We start from the raw sequence: 20,249 nt of genomic DNA on the forward strand, positions 1-20,249 counted from the left end.
CTCGAAATGACGATGTTTTGTAGTCGTTTTCGAGGGCTTGCCTAGGCAACAAAAAAAGGCAGAAGAGTCAGCAAGCTATGGCAGCAGCATAAACTGTTACTAGAGCGTTGCGAATAGCTGCTTTCAATTAGCAGTTTAATTGATGGTGTTGTTTCCACATATTTCCCGTAGTTTACCAAATAGAAATAATATCAATGCATTTAATTGGGATGCGTACGGTGAAAAAGCCCGTAATGGGTGTGCCTTATTGGGTCAACGGTAGCTGCAAGTCGAAAAGGGTCGAATGCGCAGCCCGAAAAGTGATCGAGAGGCGATTGCCGGTGGGGTCTTGGTTTTTGGTGGGGACGTTCTTGCGGTAAGCGGGAAACGATAATTCGGGGTCGAAAATGGCTGTCGTCACGTTGCCTAATAAGAGCAAGGCGAACACGTATACGTCCGCAAGCGTCGATACGTTGATCGGCGGCACGTCGACAGACACCGTAAGGGTGACTGGTCCGGTCGTGGACGGGAGCGTCGACCTCGGCGCCGGTAGCGACAAGCTGACCCTGTCGGACTCGGCCAACACGGTGACCATCTCGAACATCGAGAGTGTTCTCGACGGCGCGGGCGCTTCGACGATCACGGTGGCCGGTCAGGCCGCCAAGATGACGATCAACATGGGCGGCGGAAACGACGCCCTGGTGCTCGGGAATTTCGCGAACAGCGCCTCGATCGCGAATACCGAAACGATCATCGGCGGCAGCGCCGTCGACACCATCACCCTCACCACCGCCCTCACGAACACTCAGTCGATCGATCTCGGCGTCGGCAAGGACAAGCTCACGCTCGGTAACTTCGCCAACGTTGGATCCGTCTCCAACGTTGAAACCATCATCAGCGGATCGGGGGCCGACAACATCACCATCAGCACGCAGATGGTGAATGGCATGATCAACCTCGGCGTTGGCAACGACACCGTCACGTTCTCGGACGCCGGCGCGAATTCCGCGACCGTCTCGAACGTAGAAACGATCGTCGGCGGCTCTGCGGGCGACACCATCACGCTCGCCACCGCAACCGTTAAGGCTGCTATCAACCTTGGAGACGGCAGCGACAAGCTGGTCCTCGGAAACTATTCCAACACGGCAACGGTCTCTAACGTGGAGACGATCGTCGGCGGCACCGGCCTGGATACGCTCAATCTGGGCACCGCGCTCACGACGGCAGCGAACATCAGCCTCGGCGGCGGCCTGGATAAGCTGACGCTCGGCGACTTCGCCAACACCGGTACGATCACGAACACCGAGACGATCATCGGCGGTTCTGACGCCGACACCATCACTATCGGCGCAGTGTTCACGCGCGGCTCGGTCGATCTGGGATCGGGCAATGACAAGCTGGCGCTGGGCGATTTTGCCAACGCGTTTACAGTTTCGAACGTTGAAAGCGTGATCGGCGGCTCGAGCTCCGACGCGCTGACGCTCGCACGAGCACTGACGACCGAGCAGTCCATCGACCTCGGCGCCGGCCTCGACACACTCACGCTCGGACGCTTCACCAACACCGGATCCGTCTCCAACGTCGAAACCATAATCGGCAACACGGGCGCCGACACCATCACGGTGCTCTCGCAGATCTCGAGCGGATCGGTCGATCTTGGCGGTGGCGCCGATGCCCTGACCCTGGGTGATTTCGCGAACACGGCGACGGTTGCAAACGTCGAGACGCTCGTCGGTGGCTCGGCCAGCGACACGATTGTCCTCGGGATGACAGCCAAGGCGTCGGTAGATCTCGGCGCGGGCATGGACAAGCTCACCCTGAGCAACATCGCGGCGAATTCGCTCACCGTTTCGAACGTCGAGACTGTCATCGGTGGCACGGGCGCCGACACGGTCACGCTCGGCAACGCCCTTTCGTCCGCCACGACCATCAACTTGGGCGGCGGAAACGACAAGCTCACGCTCGGTAATTTCGTCAACGAGGGTTCTGTCTCGAACGTCGAGACCATCATCGGCGGTTCGAATTCCGATACGCTGACCTTCGGCGCGATCGTTTCGAAGGGATCGATCGACCTCGGAGAAGGTAGCGATACAGTCAAGCTCGGCGACTTTGCCAACGTTGTGACGGTCTCCAACATTGAAAGCGTGATCGGCGGTAGCCTGGGTGACCAGGTCACGCTCGGCGCCGTGCTCACGACTTCGCAGGAAATCAATCTCGGCGCTGGAAGCGACAAGCTCACACTCGGTGCGTTTGACAACAACGGCTCGGTCGCCAACGTCGAAACGGTCATCGGCGCACTCAAGAGCGACACGATTACGTTCTCGTCTCAGGTGTCGAACGGTTCGATCGACCTTGGTCTGGGCAGCGATAAGGTTGTCCTTGCGGACGCCGCCAACACGGCCAGCGTCGCCAACGTTGAAACGATCGTCGGCGGGTCGGACACCGACACCATCGCGCTCACGTCGTCGCTTTCAAGAGGATCTGTCGATCTCGGTTCCGGAGCCGACAAGCTCGTTCTGTCGAAGCTGATCAACATCGGCACGGTTTCCAACGTTGAAACCATCGTCGGCGGCGCCAGCGCCGATACCGTCACGCTCGGCAGCGCCTTGACTACCGGGCAGAGCATCGATCTGGGTGCGGGTACCGACAGCTTGACGCTTGGCAACTTCGTCAACGAGGGCACTCTCTCAAACATCGAGAGCCTGCTCGGCGGTTCGGACGCCGATACCATCACCCTCTCGACGATCGCGTCGCGCTCGACGATCAACCTCGGAAGCGGGAACGACAAACTCGTACTGGGCAACTTCGCGAACGTGGTCACGGTGTCGAACACCGAGACGATCGTCGGCGGCACCGCGAATGACACTGTCAGCATCGGCAGCGCGTTTAGCACCAATACGTCGATCGATTTGGGCGCTGGCGCGGACAAGCTGGTTCTCGGTAACTTTACGAACACAGGCACCGTATCCGGCGTCGAAACCATTGTCGGCGGCACCGGCGACGACTCGATCACATTTACCGCGCAGATTTCGAATGGATCTGTCGATCTCGGCGTCGGCAGTGATAAGCTCGTGCTCGGCGACTTCGCCAACACGCTGACCATCTCGAACATCGAAAGCCTGGTCGCTGGTTCGGCCGGCAACACGATCACCCTGGGTACAGCCGCGGCGAAAGTCACTCTTGATCTCGGTGCGGGCACCACCGACAAGCTGACGCTCGGCAACTTCTCGAACACCGTAACGGTCGGCAACGCCGAAACCGTCATCGGCGGCTCCGGTACGGACAACGTCACACTGACCTCCGTCCTTCAGTGCGTCGATCTGGGCAAGGGCGCAGACAAGCTGACGCTCGGCGACTTCACCAACATCGGCTCTGCAGCCGGCGTCGAAACGCTCATCGGCGGCAGCTCGACCGACACCATCACCCTTGGCGCCGCACTTTCCAATGGCTCCGTCGACCTGGCCTTGGGCAACGACACGCTTATTCTGGGTGACTTCAAGAACACGGGCGGTGTCGCAAATATCGAATCGCTGCTCGGCGGTTCCGACATGGATACCCTCACCTTCGGTGCGGCTCTGACGACAGGCCAAACCATTGATCTGGGTGCCGGCAAGGACAAGCTGACGCTCGGAAACTTCGTCAACACCGGCTCACTATCAAACGTCGAGACCCTCATCGGCAACGGGAAGGCCGATACGGTCACCCTTCTGACTCAGGTGTCCAACGGCACAGTCGATCTCGCCGCTGGCGATGACAAGATTACGCTCGGCGACTTCGCCAACAAGGGAACGTTCTCGAACGTCGAGACTTTGGTTGGCGGATCGGCCAACGACACCATTGTCATCGGCACGAAGGCGGTGAGCGCGTCGTTCGACCTCGGCGCAGGAAACGACATCATCACGCTCGGAAGCACTGGAAACACGGCGACAATTTCCAATGCGGAAACTATCATCAGCGGCGGCGGCGCCGACAACATCACGTTGAAGAGCCAGTTCTCCGGGCAGTCGATCGATCTCGGTGGTGGCACCGACACGCTCACACTGGGCGATTTCAACAACACCGGTTCCGCGAGCGGCGTCGAAGTCTTGTACGGCGGCAGCGCGTCCGACGTCATCACACTCGGCGGCGCGCTGAACAACGGGACCATCGACCTCAAGGGTGGCAATGACACCCTGATCCTCGCCAACGTCGCCAATTCGGGCAAAGTCGCGAATATCGAATCGCTATTGGGCGGCTCCGCCAACGACACACTCACCTTCGTTGGACTGCTGACGACGGATCAGAGCATCGATCTTGGCGCGGGCAAGGACACAATCACGCTCGCCAGCGTCAAGAACGGCGAGAATATTGGCACGTTGACCAATGTGGAAACCGTTATCGGCGGCACGAGTGCCGACACGATCACGCTGTCCACGGCGCTCTCCAATGGCAGCATCGATCTCGCCGGCGGAACCGACAAGCTGACGCTCGCCGATGCGGCCAATACCGCGACGCTTGCCAACATCGAATCGATCCTCGGCGGTTCGGCCAACGACACGATCACGCTGAGCACGCTTGCTAAATCGACGATCGACCTTGGCGCCGGCAGCAACAAGCTGACGCTTGGCGCTTTTGGCAACGAAGTGACGGTCTCGAATGTCGCGACCATCGCGGGCGGAAAGCTTGATGACAAGGTCACGCTTGCTGATGCGTTGACGACGTCTCACGCTATCGACCTGGGTTCGGGCTCCGACACGCTGACGCTCGGCAACTTCGCCAACACAGGCTCGCTTTCCAACGTCGAAAACATCAAGGGCGGCAGCGGCGCGGATACGATCACGCTGCTCTCGCAGGCCGCGAAGGCGTCCTTCGATCTCGGTTCGGGCAACGACACGCTGACGCTTGGAAACTTCATCAATACGGCCAGCGTCGCCAACGTCGAAACGCTCATCGGCGGCTCCAATGCCGATACCATCACGTTGACCGGAGCGCTCACCTCGGGATCGTCGATCGATCTCGGTGTGGGTAAGGATATCCTCACTCTGGCCAACGTCGCCAATGCCGGCTCTGTCTCCAACGTCGAGACATTGATCGGCGGCTCGGGCGCAGATTCGATCACCTATGCCACGCAGGTGTCCAACGGCTCGATCGACCTCAACGGAGGGGCCGACAAGCTCGTTCTCGGCGACTTTGCCAACACGGCAACGCTCGCCGAAGTCGAAACCATCATCAGCGGATCGGCCAACGACACGCTGACGCTGGTCTCGTCGGCTTCCAAGGCCTCCATCGATCTGGGCGTCGGCTCGGACAAGATCACGTTCGGAAACTTCACGAACAGTGCGACCGTCGCCAACGTTGAGACCGTGGTCGGCGGCGCATCGACGGATACCATCACGCTGGGCTCTGCGCTCACCACGGCGATGAATATCAACCTGGGATCGGGTAACGACTCCCTCACTCTCGGAGGCTTTGCGAACGAGGGCTCGCTGTCGAATGTCGAGAGCGTCCTCGGTGGCTCGCTGGCCGACGAAATCACGATGTCGACGCAGGTATCGCTCGGCAACATCGATCTCGGTGCGGGAGCGGACAGTCTCAAGCTCGGCAACTTCGCCAATAGCCTGAGCGTCAAGAATGTCGAGACGCTGGTCGGCGGCTCGAGCATGGACACAATAACGCTGGCATCGGCGCTGACGAGTTCAGATTCGATTGATCTTGGGGCCGGCGCCGACAAGCTGACCCTGTCGGCAAATACCAACACTGGATCGGTTTCCAACGTCGAAACCCTTATCGGTGCCACCGACGCCGACACGATTACGCTCGGAACGGCGATCTCGAATGGCTCGATCGATCTCGGAGCGGGCGCTGACAAGCTGACGCTCGGAGACTTCGCTAACAAGGCGACCATTGCGAACACCGAAACGGTCATTGGTGGATCTGGCAACGATACGATCACGCTGAGCGGCAGCATCGTCAAAGGTTCGATCGATCTCGGAGCAGGCAACGACGCGCTGGTATTCTCCAACTCGTCCAATAGCGCAACGATTGCGAACGTAGAAACGCTCACATTCGGGTCGGGCAACGACACGATCACGTTGGCGAGCCAGCTTTCGAATGCCTCGCTCAATATGGGTGCCGGCAACGACTCCCTGACGCTCGGCGACTTCGCGAATACCGCCACCGTCCAAAACGTCGAAACGATTGTTGGTGGATCCGACGCCGACACCATCACGCTAGGCACGGCCCTGACCAAGGGATTGGTGGATCTCGGGTCCGGCGCCGACAAGCTGACGCTTGGCAACTTCAATAACTCGGGATCGCTTGCAAACGTCGAGACCATTCTCAGCACCGGCACGGGCGCCGACAGCATTACCCTCACGTCGGCCGCTTCTAATGCGTCCATCGATCTGGGCGTAGGCGCGGACACCCTCACGCTGAAGAACTCCTCCAACGTTGCGACGGTATCGAACGTCGAAACGATTCTCGGCGGCACAGCCGACGACAAGATCACCCTCGGTACGGCTCTCGTCGGATCGACGAGCATCGATCTGGCGGCGGGCGCGGACACCCTGACGCTTGGCGACTTTGTCAACAATGGCACAATCTCGGGCGTGGAAACCCTGATCGGCGGTTCGAGCAACGACACGATCACATTCAAGACCGCAATCAACGGCTCGATCGACCTCGGCAGCGGCAACGACAAGCTGACACTCGGAAGCTTCGTGAACAACGTCACGGCTTCCGGTGTCGAGACGCTGATCTCGGGTTCGGGCAGCGATACCGTTGTCCTTGCGTCGCAAGCGTCCAACGCGGCCATCAACCTTGGCGGCGGCAGCGATAAGCTGACGCTCGGCGATTTCGCGAATACCGCTACGCTCTCAGGCATCGAGACCATCATCGGCGGCTCTGACGCCGACACGATCGTCATCGATACGGCAATCGCCAACGGCAAGATCGACCTGGGCGTCGGCAACGACTCCCTGACGCTTGGCAACTTCGCTAACAGCGCGACGGTCTCGAACGTTGAGACGTTGACCGGTGGCTCGGGGGCCGACACGATCGTGTTCGATAGCGCCCTGACCACCTCTCATAGCATCGATCTTGGCGCAGGATCCGACAAGCTGACGCTCAAGAACGCAGCCAACACGGGCTCCGTTGCGAACGTTGAAACGCTGATCGGTGGCACCGACGACGACGTCGTCACCTTCACCACCCAGGTCTCCAATGGCTCGGTCGACCTCAGTGGCGGGTCCGACCAGCTTACCCTGGGCGATTTCGACAACAAGCTGTCGGTTTCGAACATTGAATCGATCACCGGTGGCTCGGCTGCAGACAACGTCACAATTGGGTCTATCCTGTCCAACGCCAGCATCGACCTGGCGGCCGGCAACGACATCCTGTCGCTTGGAAGCTTCTCCAACACGGCAACCATCTCCAACGTCGAGACGCTGACGGCGTCCGGAACGGGTGCCGACACCATCACGCTCGGCGCGGCAGCCGTCGACGCCTCCATCGACCTGGCTGCGGGCAACGACAAGCTGACGTTCGCCGACGGCGCCAACTCGGCAACGGTTGCCAACGTCGAGACCATCATCGGCGGCAGCGACGCCGATACCCTGACCGTCTCGACCGTCCTGCAGAAGGCCAGCATCGATCTCGGCAGCGGGTCCGACTCGTTGACGCTCGGAAACTTCGCCAACGTCGCGACCCTCTCGAATGTCGAGAGCCTTCTGGGCGGATCCGGCGCCGATACGATCACGCTGGCCACGGCCCTTTCGGCCAGTGACAGCATCGATCTCGGCGGAGGCGCCAACAAATTGACCCTCGGCGACTTCGCCAACACCGGTACGGTGAGCGGCGTCGAAACCCTGATCGGTGGAAGCGACACGGATACTGTCACGCTCGTGACGGCAATGTCGCGCGGCTCGGTCGACCTCGGATCCGGCAACGACAAGCTGACGCTCGGCGACGTTGCCAACACGCTGACTGCGATCAATGTCGAAACCATCGTCGGCGGCGGTGACAACGACACGGTTACGGTCGGATCGCTCCTGTCGAACGGCTCCATCGATCTCGGCGGCGGCAACGACAAACTGGTCCTGGGCGATTTCGCCCACACCGCAACGATCTCCAACGTCGAGACGCTCATCGGCGGCTCGGACGCGGACACCATCACGCTCGCTGCGGCCATCGATGGCTCGGTGAGCCTGGATCTGGGCGCCGGCGCGGACAAGCTGACGCTCGGAGACTTCGCCAACTCGGGCTCCATCTCGAACGTCGAGACCTTGATCGGCGGCTCCAGCACGGATGAGCTCACGATCGCAACGCAGCTCTCGCACGCCTCGATTGACTTGGGCGCAGGCGAAGACGTCCTGAAGCTCGGCAACTTCGTGAACACCGCCACGATCTCGAACGTGGAATCGGTCACGGGCGGCTCTGCGAACGACACGCTGACCGTTGCCACGCAGCTTTCGAACGCAACGTTCGATCTCGGTGCCGGTGTTGATTCCGTTATCCTGGGCGATTTCGCCAACACCGCGACGTTCTCGAACATTGAGAGCGTGACCGGTGGCAGCGGCGCGGATTCGATCACGTACCTGACCGGGATTTCGAACGGCTCGATCGATCTTGGCTCGGGAGCGGATTCACTCACCCTGGCCGACTTCGCCAACACGGTTACGCTCGCCAACATCGAGAGCATCACTGGCGGCGCGGCGGCGGATAGCATCACGCTTGTTTCTCAGATCTCCAACGCCTCGCTCGATCTGGGTCTGGGCGCGGACAAACTGACGCTCGGCGACTATAACAACGTTGTGTCGGTCTCGAACATTGAGACACTGATCGGTGGCAGCGCTAACGATACCGTCACGCTCGGAGAAGCGCTGACCACGGGTATGCGCATCGACCTCGGCACGGGTTCGGATAAGCTGACGCTCGGCGACTTCTGGAATATCGGCTCCGTCTCGAACGTCGAGACACTCGTCGGTGGCTCCGATTCTGACGTCATCACTCTGTCGACCGCCGCCTCCAGCGCCTCGATCGACCTCGGCGCAGGCGGCGACGTGCTGCAGCTCGGCAATTTCGCCAACACGGCTACGGTTTCGAACGTCGAATCGCTCAACGGCGGGTCGGCCAACGACACCATCACGCTCGGAACACTGGCCTCCGAAGCCTCGATTGACCTTGGGGCAGGCAACGATACGCTGACACTTGGCGACTTCGCCAACATCGTCACGGTCTCGCGCGTCGAGACGCTTGTCGGCGGCTCGGCTGCGGATACGGTGACGATCGGGTCGGCCCTGGCCTCGAACAACAGCATCGACCTGGGGGCCGGCAACGACATCCTCACGCTCGGCGACTTCACCAACGTTGGGTCTGTCTCGAACGTCGAGACACTCGTTGGTGGTGCTGGAGCCGACACGATCACTTACGCCACCAGATTGTCCAATGGCTCCGTCGATCTCGGCGCGGGCAGTGACAAGCTGATCCTTGGCGACTTCGTCAACTCGGCGACGGTGGTCGGCTTCGAAACGCTGATTGGCGGCGCGAACAACGACACCATTACGATCGGTTCGGCGCTCAACGGCAACGAGATCATCGATCTCGGGTCGGGTAACGACAAGATCATCTTCGGCGATTACACCAATACCGTCACGGTATCGAACACCGAAACCATCGTTGGCGGCACAGATGTCGACGCGATCACGATTGGCAGCGCCATCTCCAAGGGATCGATCGATCTCGGCGCGGGTATCGATACGGTAACCTTCGGCAATTTTGCCAACAGCGCGACGCTCTCCAACGTCGAAAGCGTGATCGGCGGAAGCAACTCCGAGACCATCACTCTGGCCACGCTCGCATCCGAGAGCTCGATTGACCTCGGAGCCGGCATCGACAAGTTGACACTGGGCGATTTCGCCAACGTCGCGACGCTGGCGAACATCGAAAGCATCGTCGGCGGTTCCGACGCGGATACGATCACGCTGGCCTCGGCCACGAGCGCGACCGACAGCATCGACCTCAAGGCTGGAAACGACAAGCTGGTCCTGGGTGACTTCGCCAACGCCGGCACGATTTCCAACGTCGAGACCATCATCGGTGGCTTCGACTCCGACATCATCACCTACGGCACCCAGGCCTCGAACGCTTCGATCGACCTTGGTGGCGGCGAGGACAAGATAACGTTCGTGAACACGACGGCAGCCAACGTCGCCACGCTGGCCAACGTGGAAAGCGTCGTGGGTGGCACTGGAACGGAGACCCTGACTTTCACCACGGCGCTCGCGGCCAACGCCAGCATCAACCTCGGTAACGGAAACGACAAGATAACGCTGGCCGACGTCGCCAACGGCGGTACGATCTCCAACGTCGAGACCATCATCGGCGGCAGCGAGGCCGACACGCTGACGCTCGGCTCGAGCCTGACCACGTCGTCCTCGATCGACCTGGGTAACGGTGCGGACAGTCTGACGCTGTCCGACGTCAGCAACGCCGGTTCTCTGGCGAACGTCGAGACTGTGATCGGCGGCTCCAGCACCGATACGATCACGATCGTGACGCAGGCCTCGAACGCCTCGTATGATCTCGGCGCCGGCAACGACAAGTTGACCCTCGGTAACTTCGTTAACACGGCAACGGTGTCGAACGTCGACACGTTGGCCGGTGGCAGCGACGCCGATACCATCACGCTCGGCAGCGCCCTTGTTGCGAAGAATCTGATCGATCTTGGCGCGGGCGGCGACAAGCTGATCCTGGGCGACTTCACCAACGTGGGAACGGTCTCGAATGTCGAGACGATCGTCGGCGGCATTGATGTCGACACCATCACGCTGGGAGCCCAGATCTCGAACGGCTCGATCGACCTCAGCAGCGGCGATGACACCCTGACGCTCGGCATGTTCGCCAACACGGTGACGCTCGCCAACGTCGAGTCCATCATCGGTAACGGCGCGGCAGACACCGTGACCCTGACGACGGGCCTCAACGGAAACGCCAGCATCGATCTGAAGGCCGGCAACGACAAACTCGTGCTCGCCGACCTCGACAACACGGCGACGGTATCGAATGTCGAAACCCTCCTCGGCGGCTCGACCAGCGACAACATCACGCTCGGCGCGATACTCGTAAGCTCGAGCAGCATTGATCTTGGAGCGGGCACGGATAGCCTCACGCTAGGCAATTCCGGCAACGCGGGTTCCATTGCCAACGTAGAATCGCTGCTCGGCGGCAACGGTGCCGACGTCATCACCATCACGTCGCAGATGTCGAATGCCTACGTCGATCTCGGCAGCGGCAATGACAGTCTCACTCTTGGCGACTTCGCCAACAGCGGCACCGTGGCCAACGTGGAGACCATCACGGGTGGCAGCGACAACGACACCATCACGATTGCGTCGGTCGTCTCCAAGGGCACGTTCGATTTCGGCTCCGGCTCGGACAAGATCGTGCTGGGCGATTTCTCCAACCTGGCGTCGATTGCCAACATCGAAACGGTCATTGGTGGCGGTCTGACCGACACGATCACGCTGACAACGCAGATCTCTAACGGTCTCGTGGACCTCGGCGGAGACGCTGACAAGCTGACGCTCGGAAACTTCAACAACACGCTGACCGTATCTCGCGTCGAGACGCTGATCGGCGGCTCGGGCGACGACGACGTCACAATTGGATCTGCGCTTGACAACAACAACACGATCGATCTCGGCGGCGGCAGCGACAAGCTGACGCTCGGCAACTTCGCCAACACGGTAACGGTCGCTAACGTCGAGACCATCACGGGTGGATCGGCCGCGGACTACGTCGTGCTCTCGAAGGCGCTGACGACGTCGAACAGCATCGACCTGGCCGCTGGCAAGGACACGCTGGTCCTCGGCGCCTTCGCCAACACGGGCTCGGTTGCCAACGTCGAGACACTCACCGGCAACTCGAACATCGATGCCATCACCTTCACGAGCCAGATCTCGAACGGTCTGGTGGACCTCAGCTCGGGCGCCGACACGCTGACCCTTGGCGACTTCACCAACACGGTCACTGTCCATAACGTCGAGACCATCGTCGGTGGCTCGGGCGCCGACACGGTGACCCTCGCAACGCCGGCAACGAATGCCTCGGTCGATCTCGGATCGGGCAGCGACAAACTCACGCTCAGCGACTACGCCAACAAGCTCTCTGTAGCGGGTATCGAAACGCTGATCGGCGGCGCCGATATCGACACGGTAACGGTCACGGATCAGGTCTCGAATGCGTCCATCGATCTGGGCGGCAGCAGCGACACGCTGGTCCTCGGTAACTTCGCCAATACGGCGACGCTGTCCCGCGTCGAAAGTGTGGTCGGCGGCACCAACGACGACACCATCACGCTGGCAACGGCGGCGACCGACGCCTACATCAACCTGGGCGCCGGCGACGATAAGGTCACGCTTGGTAACTTCACGAACTTCGTCACGCTCGCCGGCGTGGAGAGCGTCGTGGGTGGTTCCGGCAACGACACCGTGACCCTGGCCACGGCCCTGACGACCGCAAGCGACATCGATCTCGGCGCAGGTAGCGACAAGCTGATCCTTGCCGATACCGCGAACGAAGGCTCGGTGGCGAACGTTGAAACGATCCAGGGCGGCACGGGCGTCGACAACATCACGCTGACAAGCCTCATCTCGAAGGGCTACATCGATCTCGGTGGCGGCTCCGACACCCTGACGCTCGGCAACTTCGCCAACGTTCTGTCGGTTGCGAACATCGAATCGGTGCTGGGCGGCACCGGCGATGACACTGTCACCGCAAGCACTGGCCTGTCCGGCGCGACCATCGACCTCGGCAACGGCAACGACAAGTTCACGCTCGGCAACTTCACCAACACGGCGACGTTCTCGAACGTCGAGACCATCGTCGGCGGCAGCACCAGCGATACGATCACGTTGGCCACGGCTCTAACGACCTCTGACAGCATCAATCTGGGCGCTGGCGAGGACAAGCTGACGCTGGCCGACGTTGCCAACACCGGTTCTGTATCGAACGTAGAGACCCTGATCGGCGGCAGCGATGCCGATACGATCACCTTCGCGACGGCCATTACAGGCGGCCTCGTGGATCTGGGGGCGGGCAGCAACAAGCTGACGCTCGGCAACTTCACCAACTCGCTGACGGCGTCAAACGTCGGCACCCTGGTGGGTGGCTCGGCGGCCGACACCGTCACGCTGGGTACGGCCATGACCGGCTCGGTCAGCGTCGACCTCGGCTCGGGATCCGATACGTTGATCCTGGCCAACGCCGCAAATTCGGGATCCGTCTCGAATGTCGAAACGCTTATTGGTGGCTCGGCCGCCGACACGATCACCTTCGATACGATCGTGTCCAAGGGCTCGATCGACCTCGGCAACGGCGCAGACCAGGTCACGTTGGGTGACTTCGCCAACGTGGCATCGGTCTCGAACACGGAAACGCTCATCGGCGGTTCGGACTCGGATACCATCAGCATCCACTCGCAGCTGAGCAACGCCAGCATCGATCTGGGCAGCGGAAGCGACAAGCTGACACTCGGCAACTTCGTCAACGTCGTGACGGTGGCGGGAATCGAGAGCATCGTCGGTGGCGCCAACAACGATACGGTTGTGCTATCGGCAGCACTGGATTCGTCGAGCAGCATCAACCTCGGCGGAGGTAGCGATACGCTGATCCTGGCGGACGCTGTCAACGAAGGTACGGTCTCGAACGTCGAGACCATCACCGGCGGCTCGGATGCCGACACCATTACGGTCAATACCCTGCTGTCGAATGCCCTGATCGGACTCGGCGCAGGCAACGACAAGCTCGTGCTCGGTGACTACGCCAACGTCGCGACTGTATCGGGTGTCGAGACCATCGTGGGCGGCAGCGCCGGCGACTCGATCACGCTCAGCTCGGCTCTGGCCTCTGGCAACAGCATCGACCTGGGCGCAGGCTCCGACAAGCTGACACTGGGTGACTTCGCCAACACGGGCTCGGTCTCCAACGTCGAGACCCTGATCGGCGGCTCCGACAACGACACGATCACCGTCGTGACACAGATCCAGAACGGCACCATCAACCTCGGTGCCGGCACGGACAGCGTCACGCTTGGCGACTTCGCGAACAGCGCGGTTATTTCCGGCGCTGAGAGCATCCTCGGCGGGTCGGACAACGATACGATCACGATATCGAGCCAGCTCGTTGATGCTGTGATCAATCTCGGCAGCGGATCGGATAAGCTGACGCTCGGCAACTTCGCCAACAACGCCACGATCTCCGGTGTCGAATCGTTGATCGGCGGCAACTCGTCCGACATCATCACGCTGGGTTCTGCTCTCGTAAGTTCGAGCAACATCAACCTCGGCTCCGGCTTCGACTCGCTCACGCTGGCCGATGTCGCCAACGAAGGCACCATCGCCAACGTCGAGACACTGATCGGTGGCTCGGATGCCGACATCATCACGGTTCAGACCCTGATTTCGAAGGGCCTGTTCAGCCTCGGCGCCGGCAACGACAAGATCACGCTCGGAGATTTCGCGAACTCCGCGACGATCTCCGATGCCGAGACCATCGTCGGCGGCAGCGCGGCGGATACGATCACGCTCGGCTCGGCTCTGGCCTCCGGCAACAGCATCGACCTGGGCTCTGGAAGCGACAAGCTTACGCTGGCCGATCTCACCAACACGGGCTCGGTGTCGAACGTAGAGACCTTGGTTGGCGGCGCCGATACGGATACCATCACCTTCACGACCGGTATCACGAACGGCTCGGTCGACCTGGGCAACGGCTCGGATTCGCTGACGCTCGGCGACTTCGCCAACACGGCGACCATCTCGAACGTCGAAAGCATCCTCGGCGGCTCGGCCAACGATACGATTACGCTCCGGGCAGCGGCTTCCGGTGCCACTATCAACCTCGGCTCGGGTAGCGACACGCTCACACTCGGAAACTTCGAGAACTTGGCGACCGTGGCAGGCGTCGAGACGCTCATCGGCGGAACGGGTATCGATACCATCGCCTACTCGGGCCAGGTGTCGAACGGCTCGATCGACCTCGGTGCATCGAGCGACTCGCTGACCTTGGGCGACTTCGCGAACACTGCGACGGTGGCCAATACGGAGACGATTGTCGGCGGCTCGGCTAACGACACGATCACAATCACGACGCAGATCTCGAAGGGCGCGATCGACCTCGGAGATGGAGCGGACAAGCTGGTGCTTGCTGACTTCGTCAACACCGTGACGATCTCCAACGTCGAGACACTGACCGGCGGCTCCGACAACGACACCATCACGCTTGGCGCAGCCCTCACCAGCTCGAGCATCATCAATTTGGGAGCTGGCAACGACAAGCTGACGCTGGGTGACTTCACCAACACGGGCTCGGTCTCGAATGTCGAGACCCTGATCGGTGGCGCCGACGTCGACACGATCACCTTCGCCACGCAGGTGTCGAACGCTCTGATCAACCTCGGCGGATCCACGGATTCGTTGACGCTCGGCGACTTCGCCAACACGGCGACGATCTCGAACGCGGAATCGATCGCAGGCGGCTCGGATGCCGACACCATCACGCTCGGCGCCGCGGCAACTGACGCGATCATCGATCTCGGATCGGGTTCGGACAAGTTGACCCTTGGCAACTTCGTCAACTCGCTCACGGTCTCCAACGTCGAGACCCTGGTCGGTGGCGCTCTGGCCGATACCGTGACCTTGGGCAGTGCGCTCACGGGCTCTATCTCGATCGATCTCGGGGCGGGTAGCGATACGCTGCAGCTCGGCAACTTCACCAACACTGGCTCACTATCAAACGTCGAGACGATCATCGGCGGCTCGGGTGCTGACACCATCACGCTCACGACGCTCTCCTCGAAGGGATCGGTCGACCTTGGTGACGGCGCGGATAAGCTGACGCTGGGTGATTTTGCGAACGTGGTGACGATTGCCAACGTCGAAAGCCTTATCGGTGGCTCGGCCAACGACACGATCACCCTGACCTCGGCGCTCAATGCCTCGGATAGCATCAACCTCGGCAACGGCAACGATAAGCTGACGCTGGCGGATTTCGTCAACGTCGGATCGGTCTCGAACGTCGAGACGCTGGTCGGTGGTACGGATTCGGATGCGATCACCATCGCGACGCAGGCTGTCAACGCCTCGTTCGATCTCGCGGCCGGAACCGACAGCCTGACGCTTGGAAACTTCGCCAACACGGCTACGGTCTCGAACGTCGAAAGCCTGCTGGGCGGCACGAACGTCGACACGATCACGCTGGGTGCTGCGGCATCCGACACGACCATCGACCTCGGCGGCGGCAACGACAAGCTGACGCTCGGCAACTTCACCAACGTTGTTACGGTGGCGAATGTCGAGACGCTCGTCGGCGGAAGCTCAAGCGATACGGTCACGCTGGGTAGTGCCTTCACCGGCTCGCACAGCATCGACCTGGGTGCGGGCAGCGATACTCTGCGGCTTGGCGACTTCGCCAACACCGGCACGGTCAACAATGTCGAGACGATCATCGGCGGTGCGCTTGCTGATACCATCACGATCGGGAACCAAGTCTCGAATGCGTCCATCGACCTTGGCGACAGCAACGACACGCTGACTCTCGGCGACTTCACCAACACGGCAACGGTTGCGAATGTCGAATCGCTGGTCGGTGGCTCGGGTGCCGACACCATCACGCTTGCGACGGCTCTCGGTGCAACCGATACAGTCAACCTGGGCGTTGGTGCCGACAAGCTGATCCTCAGCAACCTTGCCAACTACGGCTCGGTCGCCAACGTGGAAACGCTGATCAGTGGCAGCGACTCCGACAGCATCACCATCTCGACACAGGCCCTCAACGCCTCGATCGATCTGGGTGCCGGATTCGACAGCCTGACCTTCAGCAACTTCACCAACTCGGCCACTGTCTCCAACGTGGAATCGATCCTGGGCGGCACGGGTGCCGACACGGTGACCTACACCACGGCGGCGACCGGTGTGACGGTCGACCTCGGTGCGGGCAACGACAAGTTGACCTTCGCCAACGTCACGAACTCCGCGCTGCTGTACAACGTGGAAACTGTGGTCGGCGGCACGGCAACCGATACGGTGACCTACGGCTCGCAGCTCTTGAACGGCTCGGTCGACCTCGGTGCAGGCAACGACACGCTGACGCTGTCCGACTACGCAAACACGGCAACCGTCTCGAACGTCGAAACGATCATCGGCGGCGTAGACGCCGACACGATCACCATCGCGGCTCAGTTCTCGAAGGGTACGATCAACCTCGGCGATGGCGCGGACAAGCTGACGCTCGGCGACTTCGTCAACACGGTCTCGGTTGCGAACACGGAGACGATCATCGGTGGCTCTGCGGCCGACACGATCACGCTGACGACGGCAGTCGCCGACGGTCTGTTCGACCTCGGTGCCGGTGCCGACAAGCTGACCTTCGGCTCCTTCGTCAACACTGCGACGGTATCCAACGTCGAGACGCTGACGGGCGGCGCGAATGTCGACACCATCACGCTGGGCTCCGCGCTCACGACGTCGATGACGGTCGATCTGGGTGCCGCTTCGGATAGCCTGACGCTCGGCAACTTCACGAATACGGGAACGGTCTCGAATGTCGAAAGCCTCCTCGGCGGCTCCGGCAACGATACGGTGACGTATGCAACCCAGATCGTGAACGGCAACATCGACCTGGCTGGCGGCAACGACAAGCTGACGTTCGGCAACTTCACGAACTCGGCGACGATCGGACACGTCGAAACCGTCATCGGTGGCACGGGAACGGACACGATCACGTTCAACTCTCAGATCGTCAACGGCTCGATCGATCTCGGAGCGAGCAACGACAAGCTGACGCTGGGCGACTACAACAACACGGTCACGGTGGCCAACGTCGAGACGATCATCGGCGGCGCGGGCAACGACACCATCACTGTCTCGGCTGGCACGAGCCAGATCCGCGGCGGCGGCGGCATCGACCACGTCACTGGCAGCAGCGTCGCGGATACCTTCGTGTTCGATCAGAACTCGGCCGGCAGCCACATGGTCATCATGAACATGGGCACTGGTGCCGATAAGATCGGCCTCGACACCGACGCCAGCGCGACCGTCAACGGCAACACCTACGACACCACGGGCACGCTGGTGAACAACGGCAACATCAAGGCCGTTGCCGACAGCAGCGCGCTGCACTCGACGGTCCTGTCGACGGGTGGCAAGGGTGGCTTCATCTACCAGCAGGATACCGGCGAGCTGTACTACAGCGCGAACGGCGACTTCACCTCTGGCGGCACGCTCATCGGCATCATCACGACCAACGGCACCACGCCGTGGACCTACGACTTCTCGAAGTTCATGGACGTGTAACCCTAGACGCGAGGCCTCGACCGGCCTCGTCAAAAGAAGACGATACAAGTCGAGCGGCCGCATCCCAGATGCGGCCGCTTTGTCTGTTTGGGGCCGCTTCGTTCAGGTTGGGACAAGCCAAATCGCATGGAGATGGAAGTCTCCACGACTATGCGTGCCGATTCCCTCGATTTGGCGCGGCGGTCGAGGACTGGCTCATTCCTGGCGCGAGAAGGCAGCTCATCTCCATGCTCAAGATCGACGAGGCCCGTGGCGTTGTGATTGTCGATGGGCCGGACGGTGAAACGATCCACAAGATGGACAGCGCCGAAGCCTTCCGCCTCGTTTCGAAAGCCTGGGTCCGCTGCGGCTGGGATGCAAAATATGTCTATTCGTTCAGTTGGATGGGCCGCCCGGTCATCCAGCTGCCCGAGGACATGCTGCGCATCCAGGAAGTGATCTACCGGGTGAAGCCCGACGTGATCGTAGAGACCGGCGTCGCTCACGGCGGCTCACTGATTTTCTATGCCAGCCTGTTCAAGGCCATGGGCAAAGGCCGCGTCGTCGGAATCGACATCGAGATCCGCCCCCACAATCGGGCTGCTATCGAAGCCCACGAGATGAAGCCCCTGATCACCTTGGTCGAGGGGAGTTCCGTGGCCCCAGATGTCGTGAGCCAAGTTCGCAGTCTGGTGGCGCCCGGCGAATCGGTGCTCGTCCTCCTCGACAGCAACCACACCAAAGAGCACGTCCTGGCCGAACTCGAAGCCTATGGGCCGATGGTGACGCCAGGCTCCTACATCGTTGCGACCGACGGAATCATGAAAGAGGTCGTTGGCGCCCCGCGTACGGCCCCGGATTGGGACTGGAACAATCCGCTCGACGCTGCCGCGGAGTTTGCCGCCAGCCATCCTGAATTTGTTCTCGAAGAGCCTGCCTTCCCATTCAATGAAGGCGTGGTCGCGGAACGCGTCACGTATTGGCCGAAAGGGTTCCTGAGACGGGTCGGAGGATCGGCCTGACATGCAGCAGAGCCAGCCCGTCGAAAAGAGAAGCACGGACGGCGAGGCACTCCTGCAGCGCGCCATGGCGGCGCTCGATCGCGGTGATATAGCCACGGCAGCCGCGGAGGCTCAGCTCGCAACCGACCTTGCACCGGATTCAGCGCTGGGCTGGGAGATTTTGAGCCTCGCCCTCCACCGTGGCGGCGCGCTCGATCAGGCCATCACGGCAGGCCGGCGGGCCATCGAGATCAAGCCGGACACAGCTGAATTTCACGCCAATCTCGGCGTCGTTCTGCGCGCTGCTGGCCGCATGGCCGAGGCCGAAGCCGCTTATCGCGCGGCGCTGAAAGCCGATCCGAAATTTGCGCCGGCGCTCAATAATCTTGGCAACATCGCTCGCGACAAAGGGCAGTACGCCGAAGCGGAAACACACTACCGCAGTGCCCTCTCGGCCAATCCGTCCTACGCGGAAGCCTGGCATGGTCTCGGCATCGCACTCCAGCGCCAGGATCGTTACGGAGAAGCCGAGCAGGCGCTTGCAAAGGCTATAGCCCTCCGCCCAGCAAGATCCGACATCATGTCCGATCTCGCCGCCACGCTGATGGGTCTGCAGAAGTTCAACGAAGCCGCCGCGTTGTTGGCGAAGGCCGTTGAGATCGACCCGAACTCGGCGCTCGCACACGGCAACCTCGGCGCATTGAAACTGCGCATGGGTCATTTCGTGGCCGCGGAACAGGCGACAGCACGCGCCATGGCGCTGTCTCCGCACGAGCAGCGCTGGGTGAGTAACCTCGGCGTCATCTGCAAGGACCTGTCTCGTTACGGGGATGCTGAGTTTTTGTTCCGCCGTGCGTTGGCTTTGAAGCCGGATTACGCGCTGGCGCACGCGAACCTGCTGTTCTGCCTGAACTACCACCCGGATCGCAGCGCCGAGGAGATCTTCGCCGAGTACCAGCGTTTC

At 61.2% G+C, this 20,249-nt stretch carries 3 protein-coding genes; all 3 read left to right on the plus strand.

Annotation, left to right across the window (positions count from 1 at the left end; genetic code table 11):
* Positions 1–386 precede the first annotated feature (386 nt).
* Complete coding sequence (locus tag VHO05_RS06865; protein WP_329645851.1) at positions 387–18,305, plus strand: calcium-binding protein; 17,919 nt, start codon at positions 387–389, stop codon at positions 18,303–18,305.
* Between the two features lie 227 nt (positions 18,306–18,532).
* Positions 18,533–19,306, plus strand: coding sequence for a cephalosporin hydroxylase family protein (locus tag VHO05_RS06870; protein WP_329645852.1), 774 nt, complete (start codon positions 18,533–18,535; stop codon positions 19,304–19,306).
* 1 nt (position 19,307) lies between these two features.
* On the plus strand, positions 19,308–20,249 hold a 942-nt coding region (locus tag VHO05_RS06875), incomplete at its 3' end, for a tetratricopeptide repeat protein (RefSeq protein ID WP_329645853.1).

The sequence above is a fragment of the Hyphomicrobium sp. genome (genome assembly GCF_036262015.1).
Taxonomy (GTDB): Bacteria; Pseudomonadota; Alphaproteobacteria; order Rhizobiales; family Hyphomicrobiaceae; genus Hyphomicrobium_C.

Excerpts from the sequence above, each read along its gene's own strand:
- VHO05_RS06865 (WP_329645851.1), top strand. The coding sequence starts at position 387 with ATGGCTGTCGTCACGTTGCCTAATAAGAGCAAGGCGAACACGTATACG.
- VHO05_RS06870 (WP_329645852.1), top strand. The coding sequence starts at position 18,533 with ATGCTCAAGATCGACGAGGCCCGTGGCGTTGTGATTGTCGATGGGCCG.